At 43.9% G+C, this 19,042-nt stretch carries 10 protein-coding genes; 6 read left to right on the forward strand and 4 right to left on the reverse strand.

Annotated elements, in window-relative coordinates; all coding sequences use genetic code 11:
• Positions 1-55: 55 nt before the first annotated feature.
• Positions 56-9,553 carry a Tc toxin subunit A-related protein gene (locus tag QUA07_RS05140; RefSeq protein ID WP_333323121.1) on the forward strand — a complete coding sequence of 3,166 codons (9,498 nt, stop codon included), beginning with the start codon at positions 56-58 and terminating at the stop codon, positions 9,551-9,553.
• A gap of 30 nt (positions 9,554-9,583) precedes the next feature.
• Here QUA07_RS05140 and QUA07_RS05145 read toward each other — a convergent pair whose 3' ends face one another.
• Together QUA07_RS05145 and QUA07_RS05150 are read right to left on the reverse strand one after the other, a co-directional pair.
• Positions 9,584-11,377, reverse strand: coding sequence for a bifunctional 3'-5' exonuclease/DNA polymerase (locus tag QUA07_RS05145; RefSeq protein ID WP_333323123.1), 1,794 nt, complete (start codon positions 11,375-11,377; stop codon positions 9,584-9,586).
• Positions 11,378-11,572: 195 nt separating this feature from the next.
• Entirely contained in the window at positions 11,573-11,845 is a 273-nt protein-coding gene (locus QUA07_RS05150; protein WP_333323125.1) for a hypothetical protein, read from the reverse strand.
• 206 nt (positions 11,846-12,051) lie between these two features.
• On the opposite strand from QUA07_RS05150, the gene QUA07_RS05155 reads away from it, so the two are divergent.
• Positions 12,052-13,269, forward strand: coding sequence for an RNA-guided endonuclease TnpB family protein (locus tag QUA07_RS05155; protein ID WP_333323127.1), 1,218 nt, complete (start codon positions 12,052-12,054; stop codon positions 13,267-13,269).
• Here QUA07_RS05155 and QUA07_RS05160 read toward each other — a convergent pair.
• Both QUA07_RS05160 and QUA07_RS05165 read right to left on the reverse strand, forming a co-directional pair.
• Entirely contained in the window at positions 13,266-13,559 is a 294-nt protein-coding gene (locus QUA07_RS05160) for a hypothetical protein (RefSeq protein ID WP_333323129.1), read from the reverse strand. The genes QUA07_RS05155 and QUA07_RS05160 overlap by 4 nt on opposite strands.
• 55 nt (positions 13,560-13,614) lie before the next feature.
• On the reverse strand, positions 13,615-14,295 hold the full coding sequence (locus QUA07_RS05165) for a hypothetical protein (RefSeq protein WP_333323131.1): 681 nt from the start codon (positions 14,293-14,295) through the stop codon (positions 13,615-13,617).
• A 365-nt stretch (positions 14,296-14,660) separates the two neighbouring features.
• On the opposite strand from QUA07_RS05165, the gene QUA07_RS05170 reads away from it, so the two are divergent.
• The 4 genes from QUA07_RS05170 (at position 14,661) to QUA07_RS05185 (ending at position 18,971) form a co-directional block, all read left to right on the forward strand.
• Positions 14,661-14,999, forward strand: a complete 339-nt coding sequence (locus tag QUA07_RS05170; RefSeq protein WP_333323133.1) for a hypothetical protein — start codon at positions 14,661-14,663, stop codon at positions 14,997-14,999.
• Between the two features lie 264 nt (positions 15,000-15,263).
• Positions 15,264-17,558, forward strand: a complete 2,295-nt coding sequence (locus QUA07_RS05175) for a M23 family metallopeptidase (RefSeq protein WP_333323136.1) — start codon at positions 15,264-15,266, stop codon at positions 17,556-17,558.
• A 53-nt stretch (positions 17,559-17,611) separates the two neighbouring features.
• Positions 17,612-18,127, forward strand: coding sequence for a hypothetical protein (locus tag QUA07_RS05180; RefSeq protein WP_333323138.1), 516 nt, complete (start codon positions 17,612-17,614; stop codon positions 18,125-18,127).
• 139 nt (positions 18,128-18,266) lie between these two features.
• Positions 18,267-18,971 carry a hypothetical protein gene (locus tag QUA07_RS05185; protein ID WP_333323140.1) on the forward strand — a complete coding sequence of 235 codons (705 nt, stop codon included), beginning with the start codon at positions 18,267-18,269 and terminating at the stop codon, positions 18,969-18,971.
• The last annotated feature ends 71 nt before the right edge of the window (positions 18,972-19,042 follow it).

Genomic DNA, 19,042 nt, shown 5'->3' on the forward strand with positions numbered 1-19,042 from the left:
CAAACTTAGTGGCTCAGAACAACTCATTTCTTTAACCATAGTTTAGGTAAAAACCATGACATCACAACCTTGCAACCTGGAAACCCGAATCAATGCCCTCAAGGCAGTTCTCACCAATAACAAACACCAACAAGCAGTGGAAACAGCACTTCGGGACGCTAGCGGTGACATTCCAACAGCCTTTGAAAATTTGCAAAAAACCCTGCCAAAAGCGGCGCTGCAAAAAATTACATTGGCCCATTCGCTGGCGGATTGGTCAGATGATAATATTCCCTTAGTTACAGCCCTTACCGAACATCCAGATGTAAACAACCTGCGTGATTTGGCACTACATTTCAACGTCGAAAGCTTGACTGCACTGGTAAACCCAGAGGTTGTACCGGAAACCTTTACTAGAGCTACCAACGATGAGAAAAAGCACAGCTTCGCTATAGCCTTGCGACAAAAACTATTTGCTGCCGAACCTACTGCTGTGCTGCAACGAATGGTGCAGGATGCAGAAATCCCCATTGCAGATACGACAGTGAAAACTGGTGTAGCAAATTTCTTAAACAACCAACCCGATTTCAATATTCACACAACCTCGGTTTACAAAGCACTGCAAAACACCGAAGCGTTTACAGGTATTGCTGAAGAAAATCGCGCCGGTGTAGTTGAGCAGTTAAAAACTCTCCAACGGGTGCAAGCACTCAGTCCTATCCCAGAAGCTGTGCCAGTATTAATTAATGCTAATTTAACCTCAGCTTTCCAAGTCGCTGAGATGCCAGAATCCACATTCCTCAGCGCACACGGGCAAATACTCGGTGAGGAAACTGCCCGACAAGTGTATACCAACGCCATCAATAACCGCATCCGCAACGAACAGGCGTTAATAACGATGCGAGAAGCTGTGCGAGGAACGGGCTTGGCTATTATTGACGGTGAGCAACCTCTTGAAACACGCATGGCGATGATGCAAGCTGTTGCTAATCAGCAAGCATTTCCTCTCAATTTGGAAGAATTATTCGGCAGTATGGACTTCTGCGAATGTGAGGAATGTACATCTGTGTATAGTCCTGCTTCGTACTTTGTTGAGCTACTACAATTTCTACGCAATAGCAACCTCGACCCGAAAGATCCAACCGATCCATCAAAAACGAACCCGAACATCCATCTGGGTATAAAGGATACACCACTGGAAAAGTTATTTCGCCGTCGCCCAGATTTAGGCTGCCTGGAACTCACCTGCGACAATACCTTTACAGTTCTGCCCTACATCGACCTCGTAAACGAAGTAATGGAAAGCTTCGTGGTGCATCTGGGTGAGTACCATGTAGATACAAATGTTCCAAAGCAAGCAAAACTGGAAACATTCAACATTGAAGACGAAACTACCAGCGAGTTACTAGCACAACCACAGCATATAAATTACGAAGCATACTGCATCCTTAAAAATGCTGTTTATCCGTTCACACTACCGTACCACCAGCCCATTGATGCGATTAGAATCTTTCTGAAGTACCTTGGCACAAGCCGTTATGAACTCCTTGATGTATATCGTTCAGCCGATGAGAAGTGTACTAATTCGTCCTTAACCCCTATCCAGCAAGATGAACTCAAAAAGCTGCATGATACTGTTCTCGATCGCGTCGTTGATGCCGAATTTTTGGGATTAACGCAAGAGGAATACATTATCCTCACCAAAGAGGCATTTTGGTCTAAGCGGTATTTCGACATCACACTGAAAAAGACTCATACCGAACACGAATATCAGCATAACATTGGTGTTAAGCCTGTACATGATTACTATGGCTACAAAACGCAACAGGACATGCTCAGTATGGATGAAACCCAGAAATTGGGTCTAACATTCGTGAAGAAGCAATTTTTACGGCGTACAGGCATTCAGTATGTCGATTTGGTCGAATTATTAAAAACACAGTTTATCAATCCTAATTATCCCCAAGGTAAAGCCTTGACGATATTGGAAAGCCTTCGCTTTAGCTATCGCTTTCTTCAAACGCTGGTCGATCCAGACAAAACTAAATCGCTACAACTTCGTTTTGCCAAACTGATTCAATTTCTGGAGACGTTTCAGCCATTTGTCCCGTTGCTTGATGCGATGCTACATCCCGATCCGTGTCAGCAACAAAAACTTAATTGGTGTTTGAACACTAAAGATTTGCGGCGGTGGGTGTACTGTTACTTTGAAAAAATCGGTCAGTTGATTGTGCTGGAATCGGGCGAAGGGCCACAATTGCCGCTCGAAGGTCAATTGTTTATTAAGCCACCACAACAAGAACCAACGTCAGCATCAATCTCCCCGCCAGAGGTATCGAGACCCCGCCCGCTTTCAGAAAATGAATTATTTGTTGGTACATTACGCAAAGACGGAACAATTGTAGATAAAGATGGTGAGACTGTTATTGGCATTGTTTCCGCTACTTTTGGCATATTACGTAAAGACAACACAGTTGTAGATTTAAGTGGGACGCGGATTGGTACAGTTGCTAATGATAAAGCTATTGGTGACAACGTACCTGTCCTTGTTGCTGGACCAGTCAAAACAAAAACACCGGATGGCAAGTCATTCGCCGAAAAATACGGAGATGAATTTCAATTAGTCAAGGATAGAAGTGATGGTATTTCTGTCAGAATTAATCAGCAAGGAATGCTTCAAGTTCAAGTTGATACTGTTGAGGTTCAACCGCTGGTACTGTGGCAACCAACTCCGGATACCTGCAATTTAGACAAAGTTCGATTAACTCACCTTGATGGAACTGTACTAAGGGTTGATGAGTACGATCGCATCCATCGTTTCATCCGACTCTGGCGTAAAATGGGCTGGACAATTGATGAAACTGACAAAGCATTAGTTGGACTGTCTACCCACCCAACAGGAACTAATGGGGGAACACCCCCAAATCCCGATAATTGCGACTACGTTGGTTTCGATGCTTTCATTGACGTTGACTGTAGCAGTATGAGCCATAGTGGGGATGATAGCGATTGCAACAACGACACCGATTCGACGGATGATTGGAATTGTCCGGATATCCCTCAACTAACTTATGAAATTACCCCCGATTTTCTGCATCAGTTGGTAGCTGTTCGTAAATTGCTCGACCAAACGGGATTACCACTACCAAAACTGCTGACTTTTTGGGCTAACATCAGCACTGTTGGGGAAAAATCGCTCTATTCACGCTTGTTTTTGACCCATAACCTGCTGGGGATTGACAAGGTATTTAAAGCAGATGCAGATGGAAATTACCTGACACAATTAGCCAAAATCACAGACCATTTACCAGTGTTGATGGCTGCGCTGAATCTGAAAGCTGATGACATCACGGCAATCATGGGTTTCCACCCACTCTCCGACGATCTAACATTACCCAATTTGTCGGTGCTTTATCGGCACAGCTTGCTGGCTAAAACCCTACATATTAAAGTAGCAGACTTGCCAGATGCGATCGCATTATTTGGCGACCCGTTCCCAAGTGCCTGGAACACACTATCACTACTGGAAATCTGGGGCAAAATGGAGGATGCGGGCTTTACTTTCCGCCAACTTAACTATCTCATCCGCGATCGTGACGATATCCTACGTCCAATAGCTCCCACAAAAAGAACAATTCTGCAAATTACTAAAACACTTTACGATGGGTTAAATGGCATTGATCGCGCTCACCAAGATATACCTGAAAACAATAAAGAAGCAGCGACGGCTGAGTTAGTCCGTACCAAAGGTGGGTTATTTTTTGAACCATCGGTAGTAGAACAAATAATCGGTTTGCTGGAAGGAACAACCGTTTATTCGACTAATGCTCCTTTGAATCTCACAATTGATATTCCAGAGTCACAAAAGACACTCGCCAAGAAACTCAAATACAGCTACCACAAAGATGCAACTCCACCCAGTGCGGGACTCCAGGTAACAGGTATTCTCACCGATGAGGAACGCACACAGGCTAAAGCTCTTTCCAGCAATCCAGAATGGGCAAAGGCGATCGATCGCATTAGCAAACAGCCCAAAAATATCTTTAATGACGCGCTGTTAGGAATTTTTTCAAAACAAAATGCAAGGGAAACAAACAGTAATCTGCCTGCTACACAATGTCCTCCCAAACCAGAAGAAAATGAGGCAAAAATTAAGCTATTGGCGGGTGATGATGGAAATACCCCCCTTGACAAACGTTTTTACTTTCTCCAGCATTTCCTGCCATTCCTGCGGCAGCGTTTGGCACATCGGTTGATTGTCGATACCCTCGCAGGGGCAATGAGTTTGTTGATCGATGTTACAGACGTACTGTTATCCAATTTACTAAAGGTGGGGACATCCGATAAATCTGCCATTGGTATTTTAGAAGAAATTAAAGTGCGATCGGCAGAAACTACCAGCAACTGGAAAGGCTACCTGATTCCACCGACAGACGAAGCCTATGCGTTTGTGGCAAAAAGTGAAACTCAGCCACTACCTCTGATGCTAGATGGTGAGTCGATTCCATTCAAATACCAACAAGAAGATCCTTCTAACATTTGGTCAACAGATCCGACTCCGAAGAAGTTGAAAAGTGGGAAATTATACTGGCTGGAAGTAAGTGGTCAACAGCCTCAAGATATTCAGTGGAAAACAGCAACCTTAGCTAAAGCCAATATTCCGACTTCCGCACTATTACCCGACTACTCGAAAGAGTCCGAAGTCGATAAAGTATTTATCAAACTGTTTAAAGCCGCCTTGTTAGTCAATGGCTTTAAATTGAGCGTTGATGAGGTAACTTACTGGCAAACTCACGCAGATGATTTCGATCAATTTAACATCAATACTGTAACACTGAAACAGTGGCAGCGACTTCAGGCTTATACGGAACTTCGTAACAGCTTGCCCAAAACAGAAACAAATTTGCTGGACTTATTTGAGTGGGCAGCCAAACCAGTTGATGCAACAAAATCAGGCGAAAAAATAGCCACACTGAGTCAGAAAATAGCTGATGTAACTACTTGGAAGCCAGACAACATTGAGAAACTACTCAAAGCCGAACACTTTGACCTAAAAAGCCCAGAGGCTTTTCGCAACGAGGTAAATTTAGTTAAGCTACAACACGCATTAGTAGTAGCCGACAAAATAGCTGTTGATATCGATCGACTATTTGAGTGGGCAAAACCAACATCGAAGTTTTGGGTATGTCATCAAATTGCTGAAGACATTCGTAAGGCTATCCGTGCCCGTTACGACCAAGAAGATTGGGAAAAAGTCGTCAAACCGCTTAATGACCAGTTGCGTGAAAACCAGAAACTAGCCTTGATTAGTTACCTGCTGGTCCAAGAAGATTTGATAAAATGGGGCGTGGTAGATGCTGACAGCTTGTTCGAGTTTTTCCTAATTGACGTGCAGATGGATGCTTGCATGGAAACTTCCCGCATCAAGCAGGCAATTTCGAGTGTGCAGTTGTTTATTCAACGATGTTTTCTGGGACTCGAAGACAAATATGATGTTAAAAATGATGCACTCGATCGCGATCGCTGGGAGTGGATGCAGCGTTACCGCGTTTGGGAAGCCAACCGTAAAGTATTCCTCTACCCTGAAAACTGGATCGAACCTGGACTTCGCGATGACAAAAGTCCGTTCTATAAAGAACTGGAATCGGAATTATTGCAGAAGGATATCAACACGCAAACCGTTCAAGATGCGCTGAAAAGCTACTTATTTAAAGTAGATGAGGTAGCGAATTTGAAAGTCGTGGGGCTATTTGTAGAACAGCAAATCGATAAAGACGGGAAGCTACTATTTGATAGTAACAATCCTGTGTATATCAAACTGCATATTTTCGCCCGAACACGGAATGCACCCTACTTTTTCTATTACCGGTATTTTGATATAACCGAAAAAAACTGGTATCCGTGGGAAAAAGTGCAAGTGGATATCCCCAGTTACGATGTGGAGGGGGTCAAGGAAGATAATAACAAGGGGAAAATTATTAAGAACGGAACTTATTTAATCCCTGTTGTTTGGGATAAGCGTTTGTTGATTTTCTTTCCGCAGTTTGCTAAAAAGACAGTCGCAGTAGAACTGAAGCCAATCAATCCCAATGCGGAAATACCAGTTAGTAAACCAAAAGAGGGCTGGGAAATTAAGATGGCTTGGAGCGAATATCGCAATGGGAAATGGACACAAAAACAACTTTCCGCTGAGGCTATTTACGATATTCCAGATGCCTCACTAGATGTAAGTCCTTATGAATTTATCCCCAGAATTGTTACAGGTTCTGAACCTAAAGTCGTGATTGAGGTTTTCAAAGACACATGGATAAAAACGGCCACACTACCAGACGATTTTCCCAAAGCGTTTCATTTTACAGGCAGCCAAATTGCCAAAGGTAACGTCCTGGAGTCTCACTCAATTAGTACCGACTTTCACTACACAGGAACTAAAATTTCTTCATTGCAGGCGATTGATTCTGCTACACCAAATCTATATAACAATGAGCCTTTTTTTGATGTTCCTCAAACAAAGGTAATGGTTAAAGTTGACAAAAACGAACAAGAATTTAATTTTTACCATCCCTTTGTCCCCGAACTATTAGGCAAACTGATGGTGGGGAACTTGGATGCTCTTTTTTACTATTACCTCAATCAAGTTCCTGATAAGGCTGACGCTTTTGGAGCCGATACGAAGGCAACTTATCATGAACTGAAAGGGAGTTACTCCCTTTATAACTGGGAAGCCGCTTTCCACGCACCAATGCAGTTGGTAGACCGCTTGCTGAAGTCACAGCAGTTTGAACAAGCATTGAAGATGTGTCACTACGTTTTCAATCCGCTTGCCAAAGGTACTGACTCTAAACGCTTTTGGCAATTTGCGCCGTTTAAGGAAGTTGATGCAGAGAATGTGCTGGCAAATTTGTTTACAGGACTGCAACCCGGTCAGCCAAATGATGCTATTAACGAATGGCGAGATCAACCCTTCCAGCCTCATGTTATTGCCCGATCGCGCCCATCAGCATACATGAAGTGGGTGGTGATGAAATACATCGAAATCCTGATTGCTTGGGGTGACTACTTATTCCGGCAGGATACGATCGAAACTCTTAACCAAGCTACACAACTTTACGTGCTGGCGGCTCATATTTATGGGCCGAGAGGGCAGAAGATTCCCAAACTTGGCAAAGTTCAACCTCAAACTTACAGGTCGCTGTTGGACAAATGGGACGCTTTTGGTAACGCGATGGTTGAGTTAGAACTAGCATTTCCCTTCAGTAATCAAACCCCATTTTTGATTGGTGTAAGCAATGGTGTTGTAGGACTAGCAAATGTCTTTGGCTTTGCAACAACCCTATACTTCTGTATTCCTGATAATCCCAAATTACGAGGTCTGCGGGATACGATCGACGATCGCCTGTTCAAAATCCGGCACTGTCAGAACATCGAGGGTGTATTCCGTAAACTGCCACTGTTTGAGCCGCCGATCGATCCAGCATTGTTAGTACAAGCTGCTGCCCAAGGACTTAGTTTGGCAAGCGTGCTTAATGACTTGAACAGCCCGATGCCAAACTACCGCTTCTATTACTTGTTGCAAAAAGCTTTAGAAGTCTGTGCAGAACTAAAATCGATGGGCAATGCCTTCCTATCAGCCAAAGAGAAAAAAGATGCAGAAGCACTATCTAAACTCCGGGCTGGTCATGAAAGCACTATGCACAACCTGCTAATGGAAGTGAAAAAGCAGCAATTAGAGGCAGCCACAAAATCATTGGAAGCTTTGCAACAAAGCCGAAAAGAACCAGTCTATCGCTTGCAACACTACCTAAAACTTATTGGCGAGGATTTGGGCAAAGTGCCAGATGGTAATACCGATTTTGGCGAATTGCCCAACCAGATTGAACAACCGATCAATGAAAGCGGTTTGAAATTAATTCAGTCCGAGAAAGATGAGATAGATAAGGCAAGTGCTGCTGCTGATTGGCAGATTGGTATCGGGGTAGTAGAAACCTTGGCAAGCGTATTCCATGCGTTCCCAAACATGACTTTAGCTGGACACCCGTTGGGTGTTGGTGCAGATGTGAAGTGGGGGTTTCCTCATCTGGCAAATGCCACCTCAGCGGTTGCACGAGGGTTAAAAATATACTCCGATAATCTTTCCTACCAATCGTCAAGTGCAGGCCGAAAAGCTGGATTCCTGCGCCAACTACAAGATCGCGTACAACAAGCGAATGCTGCTGGGTATCAAATCAAAAATATTGATAAACAGGCACTTACCCAGAAAATTCAGATCAATATTGCCAATCAGGAGATTATCAATCAGCAAAACAATATTGATAGCGCCCAAGAAGTAGAGGAGTTCCTGCGTAATAAATACACCAACGAAGAACTCTACACCTGGATGGAAGGGCAAATCCAGACATTGTATTATCAGGCTTATACACTAGCCTACGAACTGGCTAAGAAAGCTGAAAAAGTCTTCCGTTTCGAGCGAGGCCTGACGACTTCCAACTTCATCCAATTTGGCTATTGGGATGCTGCCCGCGATGGATTACTAGCTGGTGAACGGTTATACATCGGTCTAAAACAACTCGAAACTGCTTACCAAGAAAAACGTGGCTATGATTACGAAGTTACAAAGCACGTTTCCCTACGGCAAATTAATCCGATGGCGCTGATTCAGCTAAAAGAAATTGGAACTTGCGAATTTGGATTACCAGAAGTGCTATTTGACATGGATCATCCCGGTCACTATATGCGCCGCATCAAATCCGTAGCCTTGACAGTTCCCTGTGTTGTCGGCCCCTACACTAGCCTAAATTGTACGCTGCGACTATTAGAACACAAGTTTCGGACAAGTGCGATCGCCAAAGACAAAAACGACTATCTAGAAAAAACCGATGAAACTGACGATCGCTTCAGTACGGTTAACGTGCCTATCACCTCGATCGCCGTTAGTTCGGGACAAAACGACAGTGGCGTATTTGAACTCAATTTCAAAGACGAACGTTACATTCCATTTGAGGGAGCAGGTGTTATCAGTAAATGGCGGCTAGAATTACCAAAAGAGTTCAGACAGTTTGACTATAATACGATCTCAGATGCGATCGTACATATACGTTACACAGCCTTAGATGGCGGAGATAAGCTCAAGAAGCCTGCTAATGACTCAGTGATGGCATATATCAAAAGCGTGGAAGAACTAAGCCGTGACGAAGGTTTATTCGCTGCTTTCGACCTCAAACACGACTTTCCTAACGAGTGGTACAAGGCTATGAATCTTCCTGCTGGCAGCACTGAGAGAGTGCTAATGCTTAACAATCTAAACGATCGGTTGCCAATTTTTACTAAAGGAAGAGATCCCAAGCAGATTCAAGCCATTGATGTGTATTTAGTTACACCCACGAAGCTGTCAGCTTCGCTGATGCAGGACACCGAGATAATTCCTTTCACAGATGGCTCACCAGTAGGAGAAACAATGAAATCATTCGTGATTAAAGATAATAATCTCCCTATGAATAGCTGGCAATTGAAGATTCAAGATGTAAAAACTGAGATCGATCGGCTGTGGCTACTCGTAAGATATGTGTTGAAGTGAGGCATGAATAGCTGGTGAATTTTGTTAAATTCAAGCCCAAGAAGAAGCAATTTTTACTTCTACCTCAACCGGAACTTGCTGTATATATAGCTCTCCAGCCTCCACCATAACTTTTTTGAGAATGCAACTGGTTCTTTTTAAAGTTGTTTGCGGACACTCTAACAGAATCTCGTCATGTACCACACCAATCAACTTCGCTCCTGTTTTGGGTAGGAGTTTGAACAAACGAGCGATCGCCACTTTCAACATATCAGCCGAAGTTCCTTGAACAGGGTGATTTAGCAACTCAGAAAGTCGGGGTTTCTTTGCCCACCGTCTTCTGCGTCCGCCAATTGTACGGATTTGCTTGATGTCTTTGACGTACACCGTTTTCCTGATGCTGTCGTGCCATCTTCTGACTCCAGAATAAGCTTGGAAAAATCGTCTTCTGAACTCTTTAGCTTCGTCCAAGGTTAAAAAAACATCATACTTTTCCTCAGCATAAGCTTGAAGTTTGGCAGCACCCATGCCATAAATTAATCCGAAATTAACTGATTTAGCTATGCGCCTATCCTCTGCCGTTACCTCCTCTAATGGCTTTCCCGTAATCAAAGAAGCCGTTAAAGTATGCAAATCTTCACCTTTAGCGTAGGCATCTAACATTCGGCGATCGCCAGATATTTCAGCGACAATCCTTAGCTCGATTTGGCTGTAATCTGCTTTAATAATTTGATATCCGGGAGCGGCAATGAAGCACGCACGCATTCCCTTAGCCGTACAATTTGTGGGAACGTTTTGCAGGTTGGGCTTATTGCAACTAAAGCGTCCAGAACGCGCACCGCATTGCCGATAGCTGGGATGGATTCTTCCCGTGCTCGGGTGAATATGTTTCGGTAATGCCTCAGCAAAATTTGAACACAAAGATGCTAATTTTCGATAATTTAGTAACAAGTGGATAATCGGGTATTGGCGAGCTAGAGGAATAAGTTCGCTCTTGCTTGTTGACTTGATTGGAATATTGAAGGCCTGAAGAGCACTTAAAACTTGTACAGACGAGCGGGGGTTTATGGTTTCCACCATCTCGGGAAATAGCGAAAGTTGGGGATTAGGGGCTGGTTTGAGACCGGCTTTCACTAATTCAACCAGCGTAGTCTGCTTTTGAGCTTTCAGTTCCTCCCCCACCAAATGCCATTGTTCTGCATCCAGTAAGATTCCATTTAGTTCCATTTGGGCTACAGCAGGCATCGCTTCAAATTCAATTTGGGCGGTTTCTAGTAACCCAGCACTCCGAAGTTTTGAGATGAGTCGCGCTCTAAGTTTCAGCAGGACAGCAGCATCTAAAGCGGCGTATTCTAACTGAGAAGCTGATAGCTTACCTCCGAAATTGCTCGACTGTAGGCTCTTGTCAAGTTTGATTCCTAAAAATTCAAGAGCGAGGGATTGTAGATCGTGGTTTTTTTTGAGTCCAGATTGCAACACCTGACTCGCTAGCATGACATCAAAAAATGGGCCAGACGGTCTAAGTCCAGCTATTTCTAGTACCTGCCAGTCGAACTTACCATTTTGAAATATTTTGAGCGCACTGCTGTTTAGAAGTGCTTTTAAAGGCGATAATTCGCGAGCGGCAAAAGCAGCTAGATCGACAATTATCACTGGGCGGTGGGGGACAGCTATTTGGATAAGTCGGATGCGTTCCGTAAGTGGATCTAGCCCGGTGGTTTCTGTGTCTATGGCTATAACACGAGCTTTTATTAAAGGCGAGAGGACATCCTTTAGTCGGGAAAAGTTTGTAATCAGCTCGTATTCCACAATAGAATTTGGGGCGTAGTGTGGGGAATTATTCATGAAAGTAGAGGGGTTTTAAGGTAATAGTTTTAGTTGTAAAAGTGATAGAAATAGCGGAGATATTGGGGCAGATATTCGGTAGAGAAGGGTAAGTTACATTCTTAATATTTATTTCGAGACAAAGTAATAGTGATTTGTTGAAAGGTAAGTTGTGCTGTCCCCACTAATAAAACGGTATAGTGGGGAAGCAATCGTCTATTTTTTGTCTATTACGACTAGGTAGCTCTCAACAGTCACCGGGCGACCGCTCCCCCAAAAGATTTCTAAGGGAAGTTCTATTAACTTGGCTGACGTGCGCTTAAGAAAGGCTCGGAATGCTTGCGATCGCGGCTCGGCTCGGACATTCATGGAATTGCTAACAACACTTACCAGCCGTCCAGAATTGGCTAGAAAAAGGTTATGGGCACGTTGTATGATATCTAAATCAACTCCTTTGATGTGGGGCGTAGAAAATGGGGGATTTGCCAAAATTCTGCTATATCGCCTCTGGGGTTCAGTTGTTAACTAAAATGGCTTATATCCCCACCTATACGAATGTGAGGTGGGGATATAAGCCGAGGGATTGTGAGGTACATCCTTTATGGATCTCCGAGCAATCCCTAAATATTTCCGGCTTAGCTTTACTGTTATGTGTAAATTATAGTAAGATAAACATAACAGGGAGGTGATATTAAGTGCTACATAAAGCTGTGCAAGTCCGCTTATACCCATCTCAACAACAGCAAACACTACTAGCTCAAGCATTTGGTTGCTCACGTTGGTGGTGGAATTATGCCTTGAAGATATCTATTGAGACATACAAAGAGACAGGCAAAGGGCTTGGACAAGTAGCACTCAATTCCTTATTACCTAAACTCAAAAAAGCAGAAGATACCCAGTGGTTAGCAGATTGTTACAGCCAAGTTTTGCAAGCTACAACGCTCAACTTAACTGCAGCTTATAAAAACTTTTTTGAAGGTAGAGCGAGATTTCCTCGGTTCAAATCCAAGCACGGTAGACAGTCGATTCAATACCCTCAAAAGGTCAAAATCGTAAACGGTAATGTCAGGCTTCCTGGCAAGATCGGTGAAGTCATAGCCAAAATACACAGACCAATTGAGGGGAAAATCAAAACCGTCACCATCAGCAAAACTTCATCGGGTAAATACTTTGCATCCATCTTGAGTGAGGTAGATGGAGAAAAGCCCAATTTTTCAGAAGGCAAGATTTATGGTGTTGACTTGGGGCTAAAACACTTTGCAGTTATCACTGATGGTGAGAAAATTTCCAAATACGACAACCCGAAGCATCTTGCCAAGCATCAGAAAAACCTCAAGCGCAAGCAACAAAAATTAGCACGCAAACAAAAGGGGAGTAAATCAAGAGATAAATATCGTAGAGTTGTCGCCAAAGTATACGAACGAGTTAGCAACTCACGGCAAGATTTTCTACATAAACTTAGTTACAAGTTGGTCAGCGATAGCCAAGCTGTCATAGTAGAAAGTCTTCATGTCAAGGGCATGGTTCGAAATCATAATTTGGCTGCATCAATATCTGATTGTGGATGGGGAATGTTCACTAATTTTTTAGCCTACAAGCTAGAACGCAAAGGCGCAAAGTTGGTGGAGATTGATAGATGGTTCCCTAGTTCTAAACTCTGCTCTAATTGTTTTTACGAGATGGATGAGATGCCGCTAGATATCAGGGAATGGACTTGTCCTAATTGCGGTACTCACCATGACCGAGATGGAAATGCAGCCATCAATATTAGAGCGGAAGGTATCAGAATGCTAAAGGCGGATGGTTCAGCCGTCTCTGCTGTAGGAGGGGGAGTAAGACCAAAGAGGGGACGAAAGTCTCATCTTTGGCATTCCCTTGTGAGTACAGAAGCCCCAACTATAACGTCAGTTTAGTTGGGGTAGTTCACAAAGTCACTTCCAACTAGATTGAACCCTTTTTGAAACAGAAGTTGTTGTAGCAGCGGGTTTATTTCAATTACATCAACGATCGCACCCGCTCTAACCATAGCCTGCGCCAATAAGCCGTCTCCTGCTGTTGGTTCTAAGGCGTAGGTTCCTGAAATGATTTGAGCTTCTTCAATCATAAGCTCAATTAGCTCTGGGGGAGACGGGAACCAAGAATAAGGTGGAGCTTCTTGGATTCGCTCATATAGCATTTCTGCAAGCGATGAAGTATCTTTCATTTTAATTGTGCTGCTATTCGGGCTATAATTCGCGAACATTGCCTTTTTTTCCGTGTTAAAATAAAGTCAATTGCCCTTCAATTTTTGACTTATCTTTTGGTGACTTAGCTGTTACCATTTCTGTCGGTAAATCTGCATCAGCGCTTTTATCTTGGGACAATTTACGTTTGCCCCAGCCTTGGGATGCTGCATGGCGGACAACGCTTTTCCTAATTGCTCTAGCTAGATGGTAATAATCATTTTGGATGCTGTCAAAGTTCACGGCTGAAAATTCAGCTAATTCGGACAAGTTGTAACCATTTGGTAGCCGATTATGTCTTGTCAATGTGTCTTGTGCTGCCCACATATAGACGTTGTAATAACTGTGGTGCAGAGGAGCTTCAAATGTGGCTCCCATCATATAAGCCACGACTTCTGTGGAAGTGCAGTAATTCCCTACAATTCTGTTGCTGTGCTCCTCTACAATCAAATCGAGCCTATCGGATAAGCAAGCCGTTTTCAACCAGTCAGGTATGCTTTCTGACCAGGGGGTTTTGTGTAAAACTAATGGGCCTGCATAGTAACGTAAAAGGGGAAGGGGAATTCCGGTCAATTCCAGTAGCACGGCTATTAAGTCGCGGTGCATACCCATCTGGGCTAATAGCTTCAGCTTTTCCAAAATGCCGGACTGAGGTTTTACAGGGTGAGTGGTAATTTCTTCAAGTAATTCGGGCGTTAACAGATTTAGCTGAGTCATATCTTTTTGAAGGATAATTGTGTGACGAATGAAGGTCAGAAAAATCGCGTAGCGAATTCAGTTACAGGGATTTGCGCCGTCTGTTGGGCAAACAATTCGGCAAAGATACGCACCTCTATATTTCTGAGTAATTTTTACCCACCTTGCTAGATGGAAGGCGGGCGAAATTAAGAGCAATGCCAGCACTATATTTTGTTTCGTGCAATAGCAGTAGGTCTTGGTTGTTTGCAGATAGGCTACGTCGATCGCCGTAGCCTATCCGCCGATAGGCGGTAGTTTAATTACGACTATCGGATGAAACGGCTGCTCGTTCTCCCTAGCTACGCTGAATTGTTGATTCTTACTACTTTGTAGCTACAGGATTTATGAACGAGCCAAACAATATCTATGGCAATGAACCCGGTTACAGCGCTGATGGCTATGCTGTTAGCGGCTATGAAAGTAACCCGTGCGAGTCCTCCCTTAACGGATATCAAAGCAACGGTTATAGCAGTCAGCAAACAGAGGGTTACGGGGCTCCCGACTACTTTGCTGATGGCTATCGAGAAAACGTTTTTGAAGGCGATTTGAATTTAGCAGATACTCCGTGGACGGAGACGGCTGCTAACCCTAACCCTTATTTTGAGGGAGGGGTAAATGACGCTAATTCCTATCAAAATCAAACAGTTACTTCTCATTTCGACGGCGGTGACTTAGAGCTGTAGTGTTTTACGCCGAGGCTGCTCCATGTAAAGCCTCGGTAGGCTGCTTCATTTATTTTAAGAAGCGCAATTGCAGCCTCATCAAGTTCGGTGGGTTCCTTTCTCCCACTTAATTGCTTAACTTTTGTACAGTATCCTCAACCAATAACCAAAGTTTTTTGCACAAACATGAGAAGAATATTATCAACAAGATTCTGGCAATTATCAGTATCGTTATTCTCTCTAGTCTTAATAGTTTCCATTTTGTTTGAGCAACCAATATTTGCTATGGCACGAACCCCTGCTGATACAACTGAAATGCCAACCAAAATTTTAGAAATACCAGGGATGGACAGGCAAGGAAATCCTACTTCAGTTAACGCCCTCTTGCCAGATTGGACACAAATTTCTTTTTCTCAAATGCCACCCATCAGTCAATCTGGAAGCCTTTCAGCGGGAGAGTACAAGCAGGCAGTTGGCTATGATTTGAGCCGAAGTTGGACAGCAGGGCAAACTCCTGACCAGTACATCATGTTGGGCGATATCAGCCAAGCTTTGCAACCAGAATTGCTATCGTTCGGTTTTGTCGCGCAGCAAGCTGGTCTGAATTTAGATAGCGTAGCTTTAAGCGCATTTACTTTAGTTGCCAAGCAGTCGTTAAATCAGTTAGTTCAGGCTATCCCTCTTCTCGGTCAATTTAAAGTCGCAGAGATTGCGCCGGTGGCGGGACTTCTAGCCACAAAAGCTGCTGGCATTGATGTAGCCGATCGCACTCTAGAGCTGGTTCTCAGTTCCAATCCACAATTAGGTCAGTTGAAACTGGGAGAAATTGACCTGTCTCAGTATTCAATATCTTCGATTCCGAACTTAAACAGCGCTCAACTTGGCGCGTTTTCAGATTGGCAAACGACCTTAATTAAGGACGTACCCGGGCTGAATGCTTTACCTCTGTCTAGCTTTCCCAATCCAATAGCAGAATTTGGCAATTTAGTAATGAGAATTGATGCGATTTATGGCCCCGCAGAGCGACGGCGAACGAAGACGATCTCAGGCTCCGACGTTCAAGGATTCTCGGTTAATTGCCAAGAAAATGATTGCGCTTATATCGAACTAGACGATTTGGAGAATTCTGGTCGGAACGCTCGCGGTTCGTTGGAAGGCAAGCAATGGATTAGCGGTAAGTACCAGGAAGTCGAGGGCGGTTCGGGCTGTCTTAAAGTTGTCAACGGCGGCAAAGAACCGACGGGAAGATTGCCTTTTGGCAGCGCTTTTAAAGTAGTAGTTATGGAACCTGACGAGAGAACCGATACCGTTGATACGGCTCTATTCTTCCGATTTTGTTCCCCTTGCGGTTGCTCTCCTTATTTTATTGGGCCAGTACCCTTTTTCACCTATCGGGTTAATTCTCCCATTTTCGTCGGAGCCCTGGAATCATCCTCTAGCGGCTCTTCCTCTGTAGCAACTGGGGCGGTTCGCGGCTCAGTATCTTCTCCTATTACAAAAGGTGTGGGTACAGCAGCTAATATTAATGTTCCTTGCCCTCCTAGCGCCACTGTACCAGTCTTAGTTGGCAATGTTCAAGGAGTAAAAGTTGCGGCTTTGTCAGAAGCGATCGCCAATATCGAAAGCAGCGGTTCTTATGAGACTGTTGGCGTTCATGTTTGCGCTGATGGTGGCAAGAATTGCGGGGTTCCATTGGGCAAGTACCAGTTTATGAGCTACAACGAGTACGCTGCTAGTTCAATTTCATCTAAACCAGAAGGCGAGCAATTTTTAGCCAAGTTACAAGGGGGTTATCAACCCACTCAAGCAGAACTTTTTCAATTTTTCCCGCCTGCCGATCAAGAAGCTGTTTTTGCTCAAACTATCGCCTCTAAGCTGAATGCCACCTCTCAAGAAAAAGACCCTACTACTGGGAGTTTTTTTAGTGGCGATCGCCTGATTGAGCGAGTAGCTCAAAAGCATTTCGGGGGCGACTACTCCAAAGTTGACGGCTCTTCAACCGATACATTCGGTCGTTTAACTCTCTTAAGTTACGGACAGGATGTTTTGAAGCGTTATCGAGGGGGAAGTACAACAGTCGCGGGGTCGAATACTGCTGCTTGCGTTCCTACCTCTAGTGCGGCGCAATCCTCTAATTCTGCGAGTGTTACCTCCGGCGGTCAATCAACAGGTATCAAGCCTGCAAATGGACCAGTAACCAGGCGCTTTGGGATGCGAACTCGTCCCGTTTCCGGCGTGCGGAAAACCTACAGTGGCATTGCCATTGCGGGATCAATGGGAAGTCCAGTAAAAGCAGTTGATGGTGGGGTTGTCACGACAGTGGTTTCTAACTGCAAAGAAAGGGCACGAAACTGCGGCGGTGGCTACGGTAACTGGATTGAAATCGATCGCGGTAACGGTCGTACAACTCGGTACGCTTACCTGCGCGAGGGTTCAGTAAAACTCAAAGTTGGCGATCGCATTTCTCAAGGCCAAGTCATAGGCGAACTAGGCAGCACTGGGACAACGGCAGAGCCTCGCTTGCACTTTGAAACCCGCATTAATGGAACGGCTGTTAACCCATATCAAGAAGGAATTTGAATTAAACGGAGATATTCAGCACTATGATTTCCTTGAAAAAACGGACAATTCTGTTGAAATTTGCCTGGGGCTTATTAACAGCTTTTTTGATTTATTTGTTAACCAGTTTATTCAGCTATTCCCCAGCTTTTAGCCAGTCAACTCGGAACGCTGATTTCCCTTCAGCTTGCCTTCCAGTTGGTTTAGGGACTCTCAGAACAGAGTTTGTAACTGAAGTAACAGATGGCAGCATTCAATATCGCTTGTTCGATGCGTATTTGCAGGGAGATGCCGTGCCATTTTCTGTATTGGTTTCTCTCCAAGAGAATCAGTGTAAATTGCTTTATTCCAACCCAACGAACGATTTTTATCCTTACAGCCGTGCGGTCAAGCTATCAGTAGCCAAACAAATCGCTCTGGGAGAATTGCGCTACTCTATCAACAAGGCAGGGAGTATTGATAAGTTTCGCTCTACTTTGCAGCCCAATTTTGGAGATCCCGGTTGGCAATTTTCGGAAGAGGCACTTTGGGCATTTAAGCAGGTGGGTATTACTGTTCCTTCACTTAGTAAAACCAGCAAAGATAAGTGAGATATGTTCGCTTTAATAAGACTCCTAGCAGCAACAATCAAACTTTTGCTTAAAGCGGATTTAGTAAATCTTCATGGTGTCTTTCATGACCGGATTGGGGATGACATCTACATAGAAATAATTCATGGAGGTTAAAGCAATGTTTAGCAAAAACCAACAACTAACTTTAGGTGCAGAACAAATAGATAAACCACGCATTCTAGCTGCAAAGAGAAATTTATTACTGTTCTCTCCACCTGTTCATAATCAACTACCAAACCCCGCTTGTAATTCCCTAAATAGTTCCCCGCCCAGAGCATCATCGTTTTTATTTATTGGGCGGTGGTTCCGCTTTGGAGTCATCTTGTTCTTGCTGTTATCAATGTTGTTAGGAACTGCTGGTTGTACCGCCAGTGCTACAACGATTTCTTGGGCACCTGCTACTAGATTCATCCCTGTTGAAACTGTTCAAACCATAGTTGCTGAAAATTCTGAGCTTAACCCCCAAGATTTAGCATCAAATGTGTTAGCCTGGACTGTAAATGGGCAAGCAGGCAGGTTAGTTATTTTTAATTTTAACAGCCCTGGAGTTTGCGGTGCGGAAGGTTGCTTATACGCGGCGTATTTATTCAAGAACAATGCTCCTCCTAATCGTGTATTTGCTAGTTACTTAAATCCCAATTTGCCACCGAAAAGACCGCTAATTCAAGCAGTAAGCGACCCATCAAAAACCTCTGATTTGCCTTGTTTGCAAGTACAGCAGCAGTCAAAGAATGGTATGCGGCAGTTATTTTTTTGCTTCAACGGTCATCAGTACCAGTTAGCTAACAGTTCTTTGATTGAACTGCCAAATCAAAAGAAATAGGCAATTTTAAAGTATTTGAGCTTGAATCTCCGTTAAATATCGCCTGTTTTTTACCAATAAAAAAATGCCTC

Origin of the sequence: Microcoleus sp. T3_A4 (assembly GCF_036700465.1) — a bacterium.
In the GTDB taxonomy this organism is placed as follows: Bacteria; Cyanobacteriota; Cyanobacteriia; order Cyanobacteriales; family Microcoleaceae; genus Microcoleus.

Bases quoted from the DNA above. Each gene is read 5' to 3' on its own strand.
- QUA07_RS05140 (WP_333323121.1), top strand. From the start codon at position 56: ATGACATCACAACCTTGCAACCTGGAAACCCGAATCAATGCCCTCAAG.
- QUA07_RS05145 (WP_333323123.1), bottom strand. From the start codon at position 11,377: ATGAATAATTCCCCACACTACGCCCCAAATTCTATTGTGGAATACGAG.
- QUA07_RS05160 (WP_333323129.1), bottom strand. From the start codon at position 13,559: ATGAAAGATACTTCATCGCTTGCAGAAATGCTATATGAGCGAATCCAA.
- QUA07_RS05165 (WP_333323131.1), bottom strand. From the start codon at position 14,295: ATGACTCAGCTAAATCTGTTAACGCCCGAATTACTTGAAGAAATTACC.
- QUA07_RS05170 (WP_333323133.1), top strand. From the start codon at position 14,661: ATGAACGAGCCAAACAATATCTATGGCAATGAACCCGGTTACAGCGCT.
- QUA07_RS05175 (WP_333323136.1), top strand. From the start codon at position 15,264: ATGGCACGAACCCCTGCTGATACAACTGAAATGCCAACCAAAATTTTA.
- QUA07_RS05185 (WP_333323140.1), top strand. From the start codon at position 18,267: ATGTTTAGCAAAAACCAACAACTAACTTTAGGTGCAGAACAAATAGAT.